Source organism: Mesorhizobium sp. M4B.F.Ca.ET.143.01.1.1, assembly GCF_004792275.1.
GTDB lineage: Bacteria > Pseudomonadota > Alphaproteobacteria > Rhizobiales > Rhizobiaceae > Mesorhizobium > Mesorhizobium abyssinicae.
Window position 1 is genome coordinate 33168 of sequence record NZ_SRSR01000013.1, and the last position, 15797, is coordinate 48964.

At 66.5% G+C, this 15797-nt stretch carries 13 protein-coding genes; 8 read left to right on the forward strand and 5 right to left on the reverse strand.

Going from position 1 to position 15797, the window contains the following annotated elements; genetic code table 11:
* Positions 1 to 115 precede the first annotated feature (115 nt).
* Positions 116 to 970: an alpha-1,2-fucosyltransferase gene (locus tag EN786_RS26385; protein ID WP_127311033.1), complete on the forward strand. Its 855-nt coding sequence runs from the start codon at positions 116 to 118 to the stop codon at positions 968 to 970.
* A 10-nt stretch (positions 971 to 980) separates the two neighbouring features.
* Positions 981 to 1895: a glycosyltransferase family 2 protein gene (locus EN786_RS26390; protein ID WP_127311034.1), complete on the forward strand. Its 915-nt coding sequence runs from the start codon at positions 981 to 983 to the stop codon at positions 1893 to 1895.
* A gap of 24 nt (positions 1896 to 1919) precedes the next feature.
* Here the strand turns inward: EN786_RS26390 and EN786_RS26395 are convergent, their stop codons facing one another.
* Both EN786_RS26395 and EN786_RS26400 read right to left on the reverse strand, forming a co-directional pair.
* Positions 1920 to 3140, reverse strand: a complete 1221-nt coding sequence (locus EN786_RS26395) for a cytochrome P450 (protein ID WP_127311035.1) — start codon at positions 3138 to 3140, stop codon at positions 1920 to 1922.
* Between the two features lies 1 nt (position 3141).
* The gene (locus tag EN786_RS26400; RefSeq protein WP_127311036.1) at positions 3142 to 3816 is read right to left on the reverse strand and encodes an N-acetyltransferase; all 675 of its coding nucleotides are present in this window, start codon (positions 3814 to 3816) and stop codon (positions 3142 to 3144) included.
* A 104-nt stretch (positions 3817 to 3920) separates the two neighbouring features.
* Between EN786_RS26400 and EN786_RS26405 the strand changes: the two genes are divergently transcribed.
* Positions 3921 to 4919: a hypothetical protein gene (locus EN786_RS26405; RefSeq protein ID WP_127311037.1), complete on the forward strand. Its 999-nt coding sequence runs from the start codon at positions 3921 to 3923 to the stop codon at positions 4917 to 4919.
* A 114-nt stretch (positions 4920 to 5033) separates the two neighbouring features.
* Here EN786_RS26405 and EN786_RS26410 read toward each other — a convergent pair whose 3' ends face one another.
* The 3 genes from EN786_RS26410 to EN786_RS26415 form a co-directional block, all read right to left on the reverse strand.
* Complete coding sequence (locus EN786_RS26410; protein ID WP_135909019.1) at positions 5034 to 8438, reverse strand: acyl-[ACP]--phospholipid O-acyltransferase; 3405 nt, start codon at positions 8436 to 8438, stop codon at positions 5034 to 5036.
* 95 nt (positions 8439 to 8533) lie between these two features.
* Positions 8534 to 8701, reverse strand: a complete 168-nt coding sequence (locus EN786_RS37840; protein ID WP_187331219.1) for a hypothetical protein — start codon at positions 8699 to 8701, stop codon at positions 8534 to 8536.
* 253 nt (positions 8702 to 8954) lie between these two features.
* Positions 8955 to 9701 carry an IclR family transcriptional regulator gene (locus EN786_RS26415; RefSeq protein ID WP_127311962.1) on the reverse strand — a complete coding sequence of 249 codons (747 nt, stop codon included), beginning with the start codon at positions 9699 to 9701 and terminating at the stop codon, positions 8955 to 8957.
* A gap of 157 nt (positions 9702 to 9858) precedes the next feature.
* Here EN786_RS26415 and EN786_RS26420 point away from each other — a divergent pair, with 157 nt between their 5' ends.
* The 5 genes from EN786_RS26420 to EN786_RS26440 all read left to right on the forward strand — a co-directional run bounded on the left by EN786_RS26420 (position 9859) and on the right by EN786_RS26440 (position 15790).
* On the forward strand, positions 9859 to 11250 hold the full coding sequence (locus tag EN786_RS26420; RefSeq protein WP_128346397.1) for a transaminase: 1392 nt from the start codon (positions 9859 to 9861) through the stop codon (positions 11248 to 11250).
* 3 nt (positions 11251 to 11253) lie between these two features.
* The gene (locus tag EN786_RS26425) at positions 11254 to 12048 is read left to right on the forward strand and encodes an SDR family oxidoreductase (protein WP_127310139.1); all 795 of its coding nucleotides are present in this window, start codon (positions 11254 to 11256) and stop codon (positions 12046 to 12048) included.
* Positions 12045 to 12818 carry an SDR family oxidoreductase gene (locus EN786_RS26430; RefSeq protein WP_127310138.1) on the forward strand — a complete coding sequence of 258 codons (774 nt, stop codon included), beginning with the start codon at positions 12045 to 12047 and terminating at the stop codon, positions 12816 to 12818. The genes EN786_RS26425 and EN786_RS26430 overlap by 4 nt, the downstream gene beginning before the upstream one ends.
* 132 nt (positions 12819 to 12950) lie before the next feature.
* Entirely contained in the window at positions 12951 to 14348 is a 1398-nt protein-coding gene (locus EN786_RS26435) for an SWIM zinc finger family protein (protein ID WP_127310137.1), read from the forward strand.
* Positions 14345 to 15790, forward strand: a complete 1446-nt coding sequence (locus tag EN786_RS26440; RefSeq protein ID WP_135909021.1) for a DUF5691 domain-containing protein — start codon at positions 14345 to 14347, stop codon at positions 15788 to 15790. The genes EN786_RS26435 and EN786_RS26440 overlap by 4 nt, the downstream gene beginning before the upstream one ends.
* The last annotated feature ends 7 nt before the right edge of the window (positions 15791 to 15797 follow it).

Sequence of the window (15797 nt, forward strand, 5' to 3'; positions counted from 1 at the left end):
TGGAAACACGGAGCCGGAAGCTTGCCTATCGGACAAACCTCACGCGATTATTCCGGCCAACAATGCCGCGACCGTATCGACAGGCTCGATCCGGTGCCGGCCTGAAGGGGGTTCGATGCGGCGTGTACCGATCGTCATGCGACCGCTTGGCGGTATGGGCAACAGGATGTTCCAGTACATGTTCAGCCATGTGCTGGCCAGGCGCATTCCCGGCGGCTATGTCTGCAATGCCGACCTGCCGGAATGGTCCGTCGCCACGGTGCGGCCACCCCTGCTGTGGCGGTACCGGGCGCTTCGGCTCGAAGGCTCGCATCGCTACGATCTCGACGCGATCGCCGCCGCGTTCCGCCAGAAACGGGCGCGCAGCGTCCTGTTCAAGGGCTTCGCACAGAGACTGGGCTATTACGATCGAGCCGAGGTTTCCAGGATTTTCGACGGGCGCCCAGCCGAGGCGCCGACCTATGGCGACGACTTCCTCGTCATCCATGTGCGGGCCGGCGACATCCTCGACGGCTTCCACAAGAACTACTGCCCGATGCCGTTCGCCTTCTTCGAAACCTTGATCCGCGACAGCGGCCGCAAGCCGGTCTTCGTCGGCCAGACCCATGACGACAACGACTATTGCCGGCGCCTGCGCCAGCGCTTTCCCGATGCCGCCTTCGCGCCGCAGGCATCGCCGTTGACCGATTTCGAGACGCTGCGCCGGGCAAGCCATGTCGTCGCGTCGGTAGGCACCTTTTCCTGGCTGGCCTGCTGGCTGTCGTCGGCACGCACGATCCATCTGCCGGTGGCCGGCATCCTGGATCCGGCGATCAGGCCGGACATCGACCTGCTTCCGCCCGGCGACGCGCGCTACCGCTTCCATAAGCTGGACATCGGCGACTGGACGGCGTCCGCCGAACAGCTCGCGGCCTTCTATTGCGATGCGATCGCGTTTCGGCAGGTCGAACTTGGGCAAATTGCGCGATGAAAGAGTTGCGATGAGATTTCCGCTTTCCATCGACAGGCCCGTGATCTGCGCGATCATGAAGCTGGAGCAGCCCTATGTGATCGAGTGGATCGCGTGGCACAAGCTGCACGGTTTCGATCTGATGATCGCCGACAATTGTCTCGCCGGACCGCAGACGGCAGTGCTTTCGGCATTGCGCGACGCCGGCTGGATCGAGCTAGTGGACTGGCGGCACGATCGCTCACAGCCGCAGCGGCGCGCCTATTCGCACCTTTATTGGCGGGCGCTGCTGCAGGGCTATCGCTATCTCGGTTTCCTCGACGCCGACGAATTTCTCGAGCCGCTCGACGGACCGCCCTGGAGCGGCGCCGAGCTCGTCCGCTCGCTGCTCAGACGGCGCGGCGTGCGCAGCGTCGCCTTCCGCTGGGCGAATTTCGGCAGCGACGGCAAAGAGGCCTATGAGGACGAGCTGGTCACCGTCCGGTTTCCGAGACGCGGCCGGCACGACGCCTCGACGGCGCGCTGGAAGAAGGCGTTTGCACGCGTGTCGTCATGCTTGCCGAAGGCCATGCGAAGCCCGACGCTGTTCATGGCGCACCCGCACGGCTTCCCGATCGGGCAGCGCAGGACGCTGGTCGACGGCATCACCCTCGACAGGCATCAAGCCGCCATGCCGATGGAATGGAAGCTCGGCTGGATCCGCCACTATGCGGTCAAGTCGCGGCAGGAATTGCTGAGCAAGCACGCCCGTGGCGGAGGCTTCACGCCGGCGAGCGAGGCGCCCTCCCTGGAAGAATATATCGCGTCGCGGGATCAAAATGACATTCTCGATCCGCTCGACGAGGCGGCGATCGAGGCCCTGCTGGCCAAGGTCGCGGAGATCGTCCGGTCGCTCGATCCGGCGATCCTCGAGCAGACGCGGCCGCTGTTCGAACAGCACAAATAGGCATCGGCGGCGCGTGGCGAGCCCCTAGGCAAGCACAAGCGGCGCGGTGCTCATCCCGTGGAACGACAGCGACGGGCGGCGCGTGGCGCCGGCTGCATCGAGCCGCCAGCCGGGCGCGCGGGTAAACAGCGCCTCGATCATCGCCGCGATCGCGATGCGGGCGACATGCTGGCCGAGGCAGACATGCAGGCCGGTGCCGAAGGTCAACGACAGGGCCGGCGAGCGCGTGAGGTCCAGCCGGTCACCGTCCGCGAACACCGCATCGTCGCGGTTGCCGCTGCCGAGCACCGCCACCACGGCCTCGCCGTTCGCGATCCTGGCTGTGCCGAGGTCGATGTCTTCGGCCGCGATGCGCGCGACCGCGTATTGCACGGAGGCGCCGTAGCGCAGCAATTCGGCGGCGGCGCTGCTCCAGTCGACGGCCCGGCGCTCGAGCAGGGCGCGCTGCTCTGGAAAGCGGTGCAGCGCGACGATGGCGTTGCCGAAAGCGTCGACGACGGTCTCCTGTCCGGCAAACAGCATGAACACGACATTGGCCACCATGTCCTCGCGGGACCAGCGCCCTTCCGCGACTTCCCGCGCCATGCGCGCGACCATTCCGTCCGGCCGGAAGGCCTGTTGCGCCAGCCGCTCCTCGACAAAGGCCCGGCATTCGCCATAGGCCGCGGCGCTGGCTGCCGGCGGCTGGTCCGTTCGCAGGTCGAACGCACCAGCCATGCGGCTGGTCACCGATTTCAGCGCCCATGGATCCTCGATCTCGATGCCCATGATTTCCTGCAGGAGCCAGAAGGAGACCGGCACGGCGAGCCCGGCGACGGCATCGATGCGGCCGTCCGCCATCGCCCGGTCGACCAGCTCGCGGCTTAGCGCGCGCAGGCCCTGTGTCAGCGTCTCGACGGCGGATCTGGAGAGGCAGCCTGCAACCGGCCGGCGCAGCTCACCATGATGCGGCGGATCGGCGAGCATCACAGACCGGCTGAGCAGCGCCATCGGCGCCTGGTCGACAAGCTTGCGGCGGACCTCCTCATACCTGCCGGGCGGCGCCTGCAGGAGAGCTGGATGCTTCAGGACGCGGGACACCAGCTCATGGCTGAAGACGTAATGCGCGTCGGCAAGCTCGGGATAGGGCGCGGCTCCGCGCGCGATGCCGCCCAGAGCGCGCATCTCCGCAAAATGCGCGAACGGATCTTCGCCGAGCGCGAACGGATTGAAGAACGGAGCCGTCATGCCGTGGCCGGCCCGCATGTCATTTCTTCAGGTCCTTGGCCGAGATGACCCGGAACCCACCGGACGCGGCGTCCTGCGGGAAGAAATCCGGCATGACGTAGAGGAACTCGCACTCGTAGACGCGGTAGTGCAGCCGCAGCAGCGGATCGCGGATGATCTCTTCGAGCGGCGGCCTTATGCCGGTCTCGTTCCAGCGGTCTATGGTGGCGCGGAACCGCGGGTCGGACGTGACCTTGTCGTCGTCGTCCTCGTCGCCGGATGAGCCGGCATAGGCCGAGCAGCGGCCGTCGCCGATCAGCCAGCGCGCGCCGAGGCGGCGGCCGTGGTGCTCCATCTCCTTCAGCAGCCGGATTGCCGTGTTGCCGCCGCGGTGGCTGGGGCGGACGCAGAGATTGTAGGCATAAAGCGAGTGCACCGGCTCGCTGCGCGGCAGCGATGCAAAGGCATCGAAATTCGTGGGAAAATCGGCGCGCACCAGCGGGTCCTGGCTGGTTTCGGTGAAGCAGAGCGTGCCGGCCAGCGCGTCGCCGTCGATCGCGCCCAGCATGGTGTGGCCAAGCGCCAGCCGGCGGCGGATGGTCGCCTCGCTGGCTCGCAGCGGACCGGCCCAGGCGGCAGCCTCAAGCTCCATCAGCAGCGGCATGTCGTCCGCGTCCAGCTTCCGGATTGGAAGCGCATTGCTCTCGACGTTCATCTCTCGGCCACCCGACTTGCCCACGCGCTATAGGGCGTGCCGCAGCTTTTTGCTAGTCAGCAAGGCTGCCGTTTGCAATTGTGCGGGCCGGGGGACGCGATCACTTGATATTCTACGTCACGCATAGAAAGCACGCCTATACTCATGCGGTCGTGCTTCTCTATCACCGCCCAGACCTGCAAGCATCGTTCCGGCTGGTTCGCTATGAGGATGCCGGGTTGCTGCGCGGCGTTCGCGCGGGCGTGGTGGTCTGGTCGGACATGGACCGGCTGAGCGCCGAGGAGTTGCAGCGGGCAGCCGAGCTGAGCGCCGAGCTGGCGCAGCAAACGGGCTTGACGCAGCTCAACCATCCGACGGCCAGCCTGCAGCGCTTGGATCTGTTGCGCTTGCTGCGCGGCGACGACGGCAACTTTTTTCGCGCATTAAGGCCTGACGAGCTCGATGACACGATGCGCTATCCCGTCTTCATCCGCGACGAGGTGGGCGCGCTGTACGAGGAGCCGCCGCTTCTGCACGACCGGCCAGCGCTAGACGCGGCACTCGCAAGGCCGGACGGGCGCAAGCTGGTGCGGCCGATCGTGGTGGAGATGACCGGCACGCCAGGGCCTGACGGATACTACCGGAAATTCGCCGCCTACCGGGTCGGCGATACGATCTACGCCCAGCATATTGCGATGTCGAAATCGTGGTTCGTCAAGAATGCGGCCGATCGGCTCCTGCCGGCCCACATCGACGAGATCAGGGCCTACATTACCGAGAACCCGCATGCCGGGCGGGTGATGCAGGTCTTCGAAAAGGCCCGCATGCAGTATGGACGCATCGACTACACGCTTGCCGAGGGCAAGCTTGTGGTGTTCGAGATCAACAGCAATCCGACCGTGCTGAGCGACCCGCCGACACCGTTCGCCACCTACGACCCGCAGCCTTTCGCCGACCGCCACGCCGACGCGCTGCTCGCGCTGCCGCAGGCGGCAGCGCTGGACTCGCTGCCCGAGATCGACGCCGCCAACCGGGCGACGCTGGCGAAATTACGGCGCCGCTACGAGTTCAAGCGGCTGAAGCTCGTGCTGCAGAAGATCTTTGGGCGAGGTGGGGCAAAATAGTCTGAAGCGCGACGCCTTGCCCAGCGACCCGTGCGAGCGAAACAAGCGCAAAGCCGGGGCCGGCGGAAGTCCTGGCGGGCCGGCGCATTGCGCCCGCCCGTTCGCCTATCCGCATCAGGCGGCCTTGACCTTCAGCTCTTCCTCGCCGCGCACCAGCTTGGTCACGCCGGCGAAGTCGAGCTTGCCGGAACCGAGCACCGGCACCTTCGGCACCACGCGCACCTCGGCCGGCACCATCAGGTCCATGGCGCCATGGGCCTTGGCGAAGGCCAGGAATTCGGCCCGGGTGGCGTTGGCGGCCTCGGTGATGAGGATCAGCTTTTCGCCCTTGCGGGCATCCGGCACGCTGGCAACCGCCGACAGCGACCCTTTCCACAATTCGCCGGCCAGCGCCTCGACAGCGGCCAGCGAGATCATCTCGCCGCCGATCTTGGCGAAGCGCTTGGCGCGGCCGCGGATGGTGATGAAGCCGGCCTCGTCGACGGTGACGACGTCGCCGGTGTCATGCCAGCCGTCTGCCAGCGGCTCGAGCACGCCCGGCTTCTCGGCCCGCAGATAGCCCGACATGACATTGGGGCCGCGCACGTAGAGCCGTCCGCCGTCGTCGACGCCGGGCACCGGATCCAGCCGATACTCCATGCCGGGCATGATTTTGCCGACGCTGCCGGATCGGTTGTACATCGGCGTGTTGATCGAGATCACCGGAGCCGCCTCGGTCACGCCGTAGCCCTCGAGGATGCGCAGGCCGAACTTCTCCATATAGGTCATGCGCGTCGCCGGCTTGACCGGCTCGGCGCCGGCAAAGCAGTAGCGCACCGAGCGGAAGTCGTAAGGATGCGCCGTGCGCGCATAGCCCGAGAGGAACGTATCGGTGCCGAAGATGATCGTCGCATTCGACGCGTAGACCAGTTCCGGCACGATGCGATAGTGCAGCGGCGAGGGGTAGAAATAGACCGGCACGCCCGAGATCAGCGGCAGCACCGTTCCCGCCGTCATGCCGAAGGAGTGGAAGATCGGCAGGACGTTGAACACCTTGTCGCCCGAGTGGAAGTCGATGCGCGAGGCAGCCTGGGCGGCGTTTGCCAGGATGTTGCGGTGGGTGAGCACCACGCCCTTCGGCGTGCCTTCCGAACCCGAGGTGAACAGGATCACCGCGGCGTCGTCGGGCTTGCGGGCGACCCGCGGCGTGGTCTTGCGCAGCAAGCCGAGCAGCTTGTCCTTGAGGCCGATGCCGGCCCGCAGGTCGTCGAGCCAGACGATCTCCACCGAGCGGCCGATTTCCTCGACCACGGCGCCGAGCTTTGCCTGTTCGACAAACGCGCGCGAGGTCAGCACGGTTTTCACCTCGGCTGCCTTGCAGGCGGAGAGGATGTTCGCCGCACCGGCGGTGAAGTTGATCATCGCCGGCACCTTGCCGGCCGACATGACGCCGAGCAGCGTCGCGCATGCGCCGTTGGCGTTGGGCAGCATGATGCCGATCGTCTGCTGGCCGGCATAGAGGTGCTCGAACTTCTCGCCGAGCACGGCGGCGGCCGTCAGCAGCTTGCCATAGCTCAGCGAGCCGGTAACCGGGTCCTGCACGGCGAGCTCTTTCATGCCGCGCTCGTTCGCCGTCAGGATGATCTTCTCCAGCACGGTCCTGTCGATGTCCTCGGTGCGGAAGACGAGATCCGACATCACCTGATAGAGGGCGGCGCCCGCCGCAGTGCGACGCTGGCGGCCCTTGAGCTCTTGCGGAACGTCGAGCTTCACCGGCTCCAGGATGGTCACCTTGACCTTCGGGAACAGGCGGCGGCGCACGTGCTGCGACGTCAGCCGCGAGAAGTAGCTCTTCTCCAGCCCGTCGATGCGCACCGGCACCACCATCGAGCCGGTCTTGTCGGCGACCATGGCGGCGCCGTCATAGACCTTCATCAGGCCTCCGGTGACGGTGATGCGGCCTTCCGGGAAGATGACCAGCGGATCGCCGCCCTGCACGATCTTGATCAGCCTGCGGGTCGACATCGGCTTCGCCGGATTGAGCGGCAGGGCGCGGGCGAGCTTCAGGAACGGCTTCATCCACCACGCCTGCGCGATGGTGTGGTCGATGGCGAAGACCGGCTCCTCGTCGGTCAGCGTCAGGGCCAGCGGACCGTCGAGGAAGCTGACATGGTTGAGCGCCAGGATCGGCGCCGGGCCGGCGGCCTTGAGGTTGTCCAGCCCCTCGACCTCCAGATAATGGAAGGCGCGGAACAGGATGGAGACGAAATCGCGGAAAGGATTCGTCGGCAGGTATTTCAGCATCAGCCAGGCGGCGACGGCATTGACCGCGGCAAGGCCGGCCAGCACGCCGGCGATCGAGACGCCGGCGCCCTGGATGACGGCGACGAGGCCGCCGCCAATGGTCATGAAACCGGCGCTGACGACATTCACCGCGGCGACGACACGGGCGCGGCGGTCCTCCGGCGCCCAGGCCTGCACGGCCGCGAAGGTCGGCACGACCAGGAAGGCGCCGGCGATCGCCAGGCCGGCGAGATCGATGGCGACGCGAATGGTGTTCTGGCCGGCGAAGAAGGCGCCGAGCGTCTCGGCCTGGACCGTGCTGTGCAGGCCCCACACGCTCCAGGCGAGGTCCAGCCCGAAAACAGCCATCAGCGCGGTGCCGACAGGAGCCGGCAACAGCACCATGCGGCCCTGCGACATCCATGCGGCGATGGCCGAGCCGACGGCGACGGCGACCGCGAAGACGGCCAGATAGGCGGTCACCGCGATCTCGGTGCCGCCGAGCGAATTCTTGACCAGGGGGGGCAGGATGGAAAGGACGATGGCCCCGACCAGCCAGAACCACGACGCCATCAGCGCCGCCCGCCAGATGCGCTGGTTGGTGCGCAACTCGCTGACCAGACGCCAGGTGGAGCGCAGGATGTTCTTGTCGATCGCGAGATCGGGTGCGGCCGAACCGGTGGCCGGGATGTAGCGGCTGACGAGCCAGCAGCCGACGGCAAGCGCCATCATGATCGGGCCGAACACCGCAACGCCGATGCCGTCGGCCGAGACGATGCCGCCGGCGATGGTGCCACCGAGGATCGCGGCGAAGGTGGCCGACTCGATCCAGGCGTTGGCGCGCGGCAGTTCCTTGCGCTCGAGGTGATCGGGCAGGATGCCGTACTTGATCGGGCCGAACAGCGCCGAAATGACGCCGAACAGGAACAGCGCCGTCAGCAGAACCGGAATGGAGGAGAGCGCGATGCCGATGACCGCGAGCAGTGCGGCGCCGATCTCGACGAACTTCAGCCTGCGCGCCACGAAAGCCTTGTCGAAGCGGTCGGCGATCTCGCCGCCAAGCGCGGACAAGAGCAGGAAAGGAGCCATGAAGATGGCGCCGGCCAAGGTCACCAGTGACGCCGCCTGGTCGGCGGCAAGGGTGAAGAGGATGAGGAACACCAGCGTGTTCTTCAGGAAATTGTCGTTGAAGGCGGACAGGAACTGCGTCCAGAAGAGAGGCGCGAAGCGCCGCGACATCATCAGATGGGTGTTCATGGCAGGTTCCAATGGGCAAGGCCATCGAGCAATCCGAGATGGATCGGTCAGCGGTTGCTTGCGCGGTTTGAGCCTCGTTTTAAGCGGGAAGCCGGTTAAACTTCGTTACTGCGGTTGATATCCATCATCAGCTTTTCGGTCTTAGCGCCTTGCAGCCTGTTGATGAACCGGCCCGTTTCCTCCGCGTCACGCAGCGTCTTGGTGATGGCGATGGACGTCTTCCAGGCACTCGAATGGTTGGAAACATAACTGTTGGTGGCCATCGATATGATCCTTTCGTTTCAGGGTTAAGCCGGGTCGGCGCTGGCTGGTTTCAGGGCCGGATACAATCAGCAGGCTTCGTCATCCTCTTCGCCGCTCATTTTCCATGAACGATGTTCATAAACGCAACATAGCACATTGTGAACGGTGTTCAAGAAAAAAGTGAACACCGTTCAAAGATTCAAATGAAGGCGGCGACCGCGACCTTGGGCGAGGCCGCGCATACGGCGAGTTCCGCCTCGCCGATGCGGGATGTCACGCCTCGCCGGTCAGCCGTGCCGCAATCAGGCGCGCCGCCTTGACCGCCGCAGCACCCTGGTTGGCCGCGACCGCATCGTCGACGCGGGATATGGGGGACGCCACCGCCAGCGCGCCGATCGGTTGGCCGTCGGCGCCGAGGATCGCGGCGCCGATGCTGTGCACGCCTTCCTCATAGCCCTGCGAGCTGCGCGAATAGCCGCTCGCGGCGGCAAAAGCGATGGCTTTGGCCAGCGTGTCCGGTCCTGTCACCGTATGCGCGGTGAAGGCCTGCAAGGGCTTCTCCAGATAGGCGCTGACCACTTGCAGCCGCGAGGCGGCGAGGAAGGCGATGCCGGAGGCCGTGCCGTGCAGTGGCAGGATCTGGCCGACATCGACATTGACGCGGTTGGCCTTCGCCGACAGTTCGACATGCACGGTGAGCAGCGCGCCGGCGCTGAACTCCGACAGATGCACGGTCTCGCCGGTTTCGAGCGACAGCTCCCGCGCCACCGGCGCCGCCACGCGCACGAAAGGGAAATGCGCGTCGCGGATGCGGGCCAGCCGCGACAGGCCGGCGCCCAGCCGGTAGCGGCGGCTTTGCGGCTCCTGCTCGATCAGCCGATGGTTGGCGAGCGCCATCAGCAGGCGCCGGGCTGTCGCCTTGTCGAGGCCGGCCTTGCGGGCGAGGTCGGACAGCCCGATCTCCGGCTCGTCGAGCGTGAACAGCTCCAGCAGCGAGACCGCCTTGCCCACCGTGCTCATGATGCATTCTCCAAGATAGTTCGCATGTGAATTAACTTGACAGCAGCCGAGGTAGCCTGCAGTTTGTCTATAACATACAAAACGATGGTTCAAATAGTGAACCGACAAGAAAATCATCTTGTGCCCAACTGACGGCACACAAGGGAGGCTTCGCCCCGTGACGGCTGCCAAAAACGCTTTCCATTCAAAGACAACCGGCGATCTGCTCGACAGCGAGCAGCAGCGCTTCCTCGAAAACCACCCGCGCTCGGCGGCAGCATGGGAAGAGGGCAAGAGGCACTTCCTCTATGGCGGTCCCTCGCACTGGATGCGACGCTGGGCCGGCGGCTTCCCGGTCTATGCGGCGTCGGCCAGCGGCGCCCATATCCGTGACATCGACGGTCACGACTATGTCGACTTCGCCCTTGGCGACACCGGAGGCATGTGCGGCCATGCGCCGGAAGCGGTCACCCGCGCCGCGCTTCGCCAGTTGCAGAACGGCACCACGATGATGCTGCCGACCGAGGACAGCCTCTGGGTCGGCGCAGAGCTTACGCGCCGCTTCGGCCTGCCTTACTGGACGCTGACCACCTCGGCCACCGACGCCAATCGCGGCGCCATCCGCATCGCCCGCATGATCACCGGCCGCGACAAGGTGCTGGTCTTCTCCGGCTGCTATCACGGCGGCGTCGAGGAAGCGCATGTCGAGATCCGCGACGGCCGCGTCGGTATGCGCAACATGATCCATCCCAACGGCGTCGACCATTCCGCCGTCTCCAGGGTGGTCGAGTTCAACGACATCGCGGCGCTGGAGGAGGCGCTCTCGGCCGGCGACGTCGCCTGCGTGCTGACCGAGCCGCTGATGACCAATTTCGGCATGATCCCTGTCGCCGACGGTTTTCACGCCGCGCTTCGCGAAATCACGCGCCGCACCGGCACGGTGCTGATCATCGACGAGACGCACACCATCTCCAGCGGGCCGGGCGGCTATACTGCGCAGCACGGTCTGGAGCCGGACATGCTGGTCGCCGGCAAGGCAATCGCCGGCGGCATCCCGGCCGGCGTCTTCGGTGTCTCGCGGGAGATCGCCGAGCGGCTGTGGGCGATCGTGCCGATGGTCAATCCGCGTGTGCGTCAGTCGGCGCATCTCGGCATCGGTGGCACGCTGGCCGGCAACGCGCTGACCGTCGCCACCATGCGCGCGGTGCTGGAGGAGGTGCTGACGCCGGCCAATTTCGAAAAGATGATCGCCAACGCTTCGCGGCTGGCCGAGGCGGCGCGGGGCATCATCAGCGCCAACAAATTGCCCTGGCATGTGACGCAGATCGGCGCCCGCGCCGAGATCATGTTCATGCCCGCGCCGCCGCGCAACGGCGCCGACGTCATTGCCGGCCGGCGCGGCGATCTCGAGACGCTGCTGCATGCCTTCTACATGAACGAGGGCATATTGGTGACGCCGTTCCACACCATGTTCCTAATGTGCCCGGCGACCTCGCCGTCCGACGTCGACCGCCACACGGATGTCTTTACCCGCTTCGTCGATCTGGTTCGCAGCGCGGGCGTCGTCTAAGCGATGGCAAATCCATTCGACCTCAAGGGCCGGGTGGCGCTGGTGACCGGCGGGGGGCGCGGTATCGGTGCCGCGATCGTCACGCGCTTCGCCGAGGCTGGCGCTTCGTTGGTCATCGCCAACCGCACGCTCGACGTTGCCGAAACCCTCGCGGCCGATCTCTCGGCGCGGGGCCTCTCCGTCCGCGCCGTTACGCTTGCCGGACTCGACCGCGCCGCCTTGCACGGGCTCGTCGGCGACGTCATCCGCGAAGCCGGCCGCCTCGACATCGTCGTCCACAATGCCGGCGGCTGCCCCTGGGCCTCGATCGAGGACCTCGACGAGGACAAGCTCGAAGAGGCATTGGCGCTCAATCTCAAACCCTGCTTCTGGCTGGCGCAGGCGGCGGCGCCGGCAATGCGCGCCAACGGTTTCGGCCGCATCCTCGTCACCTCGTCAGTGTCGGCGCGCGTGGCCATGGCCGGCGGCGCGCACTATTCGGCGGCCAAGGCCGGCGTCAACGCCTTCATCCGGGGCGCCGCCTTCGAGTTCGCGCGCGACGGCATCACCATCAACGGCGTCGAGCCGGGCTTCATCGCCAAGGGCAGGGGCACAATGAGCGCGCCGGAAGTCGCCGACAGGCTCGGCCGGTTCATCCCCGCCGGCCGTCTCGGCGAGGCAGACGACATCGCCTATGCCATGCTCTACCTCGCCTCCGAGCAGGCGAGGTACTTGACCGGCCAGACCATCGTCGTCGACGGCGGCTCGACCTTGCCGGAGACCGGCTATGCCGTCGAGCGGCATTGGGGGCTGGCATGAGCCGGCGCCTTGAAGGCCGCAAGGCGCTGATCACCGGTGCCGCCACCGGCATGGGCCGCGCCACCGCCGAGCTGTTCGGCCGGCATGGCGCCGAGGTCATCGCCTTCGGCCATGGCGACGAAGTGCTGGACGAGGCCGCGAGGGCAAGCGGCGGCATCGCCGTGCGCGGCGACATCACGGTTCCCGGTGACATAGCCTTCGCCATCGACGCCTGCGAGGGTCGCCTCGACATCGTCGTCAACGCCGCCGGCGTGATGATCCTCGACGAGCCGGAGACGCTGAGCGACGAGACCTGGGCCAAGAGTTTCGCCGTCAACGTCACCGGCTCGATGATGGTCTGCCGCGCGGCGCTGCCGCTGCTGAAGCAGCGCGGCGGCGCGATCGTCAACATCGCTTCCGTCGGCGCGTTCAACGCCAGCGGCCAGAACGCCGCCTATTCGGCAAGCAAGGCAGCGCTCGTCTCCTATACGCGCTCGCTCGCCTTCGCACACGGCCCCGACGGCATCCGCGCCAATGCCGTGGCGCCCGGCTGGGTGCGCACGCCGATGAGCGTGTACGAGATGGAAGTGGCGGCGGCCGCCAACGGCTCGACGCCGGAGAAGGAGTTCGCGGCGCTGACCGGCCGCATCGCGCTGCGCCGTGTCGCCGAGCCCGAAGAGATCGCCTCCTGCTGCCTGTTCCTCGCCTCCGACGAAGCGTCCTTCGTCACCGGCGCGGTGCTGGTCGCCGACGGCGGCGGCCGCGCGCCGACGCAGAACAGGGCGGTGTGACGTGATCTGAAATTTCCCGTTCACCACGTTGGTCGCGGGTAAAACTTTGCGGCAGTTGGAGCTACACCAGCGCGCCGCAAACGGCTATCTATCGTCGCGGTATCATGCTTCGGGGTCATGAGAGGCGCGGGCTTGCAACTGGACCTGAAAACCATTGAAGCGCTTGCCCCTGACCAGGCCTCGCTCAGCGCCGCCTCCAAGCTGACCAAGCGCTCGAACTGGCCGCGCCTGGAGATGAATGAGCAACTGGGGCTCATCTGGGGGGAATGCCAGGGCTCGGGATCGAATCCCTATCGTGTCGCGTTCGACACCGGCGACCATGGCTACAAATGCACCTGTCCATCGCGAAAATTCCCGTGCAAGCACATATTGGGGCTGATGTGGATCGGCGCCACCGCGCCGGCCAGCTTCGATCGCGTCGATCAGACGCCGGAATGGGTGAATGACTGGCTCGGACGCCGCCGCAAGACCGGGCAGCAGCCAGCACAATCGGCGGCCAGCGCCGAAGGCAAAAGCATCGACGAGGCATCGCGGCCGGACGAGAGCGCCCCGGTCGAGGATGCCGCGGCCGCCGAACGCCGCGAGGCGGCACAGCGCAAGCGGGCAGAGGATACGCGAAGCGCGGTCTCGGCGGCGTTGGACGAGCTCGATCAATGGATAGCCGACCAGCTCCGGCTCGGCCTTGCCGGGTTCGTCGATGCCTGCAGCGAGCGCTGCCGCCGCATTGCAGCCCGGCTTGTCGACCTCAAGGCGACCGCGCTTGCCGGCCGCATCGACGAGTTGCCGGCGCGGCTGATGGCGCTGCGCGGCGAGGAGAAGCCGGATGCCGCGATCCGCGAGCTGGGCAAGCTGGTGCTGCTCGCCAAGGCCTGGCGCGCCACGCCCGATGATCCCGAGCTGAAACGACTTGTGTCGACATCTGAGACGCGCGAGCAGGTCCTCGCCAACCCCGATGCCGTCCAGGTCGCGAGCGACTGGGAGGTGCTGGGAGAAAAGATCGAGACCCGCCGCGACGGCCTCGTCAGCCATGCGACCTGGCTGCTCGATCTGCAGAGCCCGGCGCCGCGCTTTGCCGTCCTGCTCGACTTCTTCCCGGCCTCGGCCGGGCGGCGCTCAGGCGCCTTCGCGCCGGGCGATCGCTTCAAGGCCAGGCTGGTATTCTATCCATCGCGCACTCCGCTGCGGGCGCTGGTCGCGGAGCGGCTCGGCGATGCGGCGCCCGGTGCATGGCCAGCTTTCGCCTCGGACGCCGGCGATCCGCTTGCCGCCTATGCCGCTTTCCAGGACGGTGCGCCATGGCTGTCGGATTGCCCGGTCATCCTGCCGGCCGGCGCGATCGCGCTGGACGAGAAGGACGGCGCGTGGTGGCAGGCGGCGAACGATCCGCACGGCATTGCCCTGCCTGTCGAGGGCTCGGTCAACCGGACCTTGCTGGGCCTCGATCTCGCGGCCACGGCCGCGCTCTGGAACGGCGCCAGGCTGGAGCTGCTGGCGTCGCAGAGCAATATGGGGAGGCTCGATCTGTCGTGAACGAGCCCGAGCAGGCAGGGCTGGCGAGATTGCGCGACGGCTGGATTTCCGGCGGCGCCGCTTTCGAACTTGCCCCTGCAGAATGGAAGGAAGTGGCGGCAGCGGCCAACCCGGACGAGCAGGAGCGGCGGCTGTTGGCGATTGCCGCGCAGGCGCTCGATGTCGCGCTTCGCCCGGCAGCGCCGAAAACCCTGAAGCGGCGCCCGCCGTTGCCGGCGCTGGCCATGCCGATGATCCCGGAACGGCTGCGGCCGTTGCTGCGCGCCGCATTGAAATATGCGGCCGATGCGAGGCTCAAGGCCCGCGTGGCCACGCTCGTCGCCAGCCGAGGCTTCGTGCTGCATCCGATGGATTGGATGCCCGCTGCCTCGGATCAGGAAAGTCCCGAGGTCTATGCCCCCTGGGTCGACTGGCAGGCAGGCGCGGATGGCGAGAAACAGTCCCGGCGCGAGCAGCTGACAGCGGAGACCTGGGATGACTTCTATCCAGCGGCGCGCCGTACCGCGCTGGTCGATTTGCGGCGCACCACGCCTGCTCTGGCGCGGACGCTGATCGAGACCAAGGGGGCAAGCGAGTCGGCGGAGGTCAGGCTTGCGCTGGTTGAACTCATGCGCTTCGGCCTGGGTGCCGACGACGTTCCGTTCCTTAAGAGCCTGTCCGCCGATCGCTCCGGCAAGGTGCGCGAACTGGCCGGCCGGCTGCTGGCAAGGCTGGGGGAGCATGGCAATCAGGCTGATGGCGGGTCGGAAGATCCGACAGCCGAGCTCGCCGCCTTCATCGAGGAAGGCAAATCCGGCTTCATTCGCCGCCGCACCACCTACGCACCGATGAAACTCAAATCGCCTGCGCAACAGGCCCGTCGCGCCGACTTGTTCGCTTCCTGCTACTTCGGCGATCTTGTTGCTCGCTTCGGCAAGACAGAGCCTGATTTCATCAGCGCATGGCAGTTCGGCGTCGATGACAATGCCGATCGTTTTCTCGTTCTAATGGTCTCGGTGTCCGGCAGCGATGCGGCGGTGGCCTGTTTGGCGGATAGGCTTGTCGCCGAAGGCGGCAAGCTTCCGCTTCTCGCCCTCCAGCTCATGTTGCGTTTGGACAGCGGCAGGAAGCGTCTTTTGATCAGTCAGATCCTGAATGACGCACAAAATCTGCACGCGCTAAACCTGGTCGAAGGCGTAGAAGCAGGCTGGCTGGATTGGGGCGACCTCGCCAAAGGCAAGACGCTTTCGGCGCTGCGCGCCGCAGTCTCGGGTGACAACGACGTCATGAAGCGAAGCGCTGAGCAGCATCTCGAGGCCATAGGCTTTCTCGCCACGGCGGCGACGGCGGAGAAACTGATCGGCGAGGTCGTCACCGCCGGCCTGCCGCCCGCATCGCCATCGCTCGGCCTGCTGCGGCTCAACGCGGCGCTGGCCGATAATCCTCCCCAATACGACAGATGACGAAACC

What these genes read in the sequence shown, in the direction of transcription:
- EN786_RS26390 (WP_127311034.1), top strand. Translation starts at nt 981, where the DNA reads ATGAGATTTCCGCTTTCCATCGACAGGCCCGTGATCTGCGCGATCATG.
- EN786_RS26400 (WP_127311036.1), bottom strand. Translation starts at nt 3,816, where the DNA reads ATGAACGTCGAGAGCAATGCGCTTCCAATCCGGAAGCTGGACGCGGAC.
- EN786_RS26385 (WP_127311033.1), top strand. Translation starts at nt 116, where the DNA reads ATGCGGCGTGTACCGATCGTCATGCGACCGCTTGGCGGTATGGGCAAC.
- EN786_RS26410 (WP_135909019.1), bottom strand. Translation starts at nt 8,438, where the DNA reads ATGAACACCCATCTGATGATGTCGCGGCGCTTCGCGCCTCTCTTCTGG.
- EN786_RS26430 (WP_127310138.1), top strand. Translation starts at nt 12,045, where the DNA reads ATGAGCCGGCGCCTTGAAGGCCGCAAGGCGCTGATCACCGGTGCCGCC.
- EN786_RS26395 (WP_127311035.1), bottom strand. Translation starts at nt 3,140, where the DNA reads ATGCGGGCCGGCCACGGCATGACGGCTCCGTTCTTCAATCCGTTCGCG.
- EN786_RS26425 (WP_127310139.1), top strand. Translation starts at nt 11,254, where the DNA reads ATGGCAAATCCATTCGACCTCAAGGGCCGGGTGGCGCTGGTGACCGGC.
- EN786_RS26415 (WP_127311962.1), bottom strand. Translation starts at nt 9,701, where the DNA reads ATGAGCACGGTGGGCAAGGCGGTCTCGCTGCTGGAGCTGTTCACGCTC.
- EN786_RS37840 (WP_187331219.1), bottom strand. Translation starts at nt 8,701, where the DNA reads ATGGCCACCAACAGTTATGTTTCCAACCATTCGAGTGCCTGGAAGACG.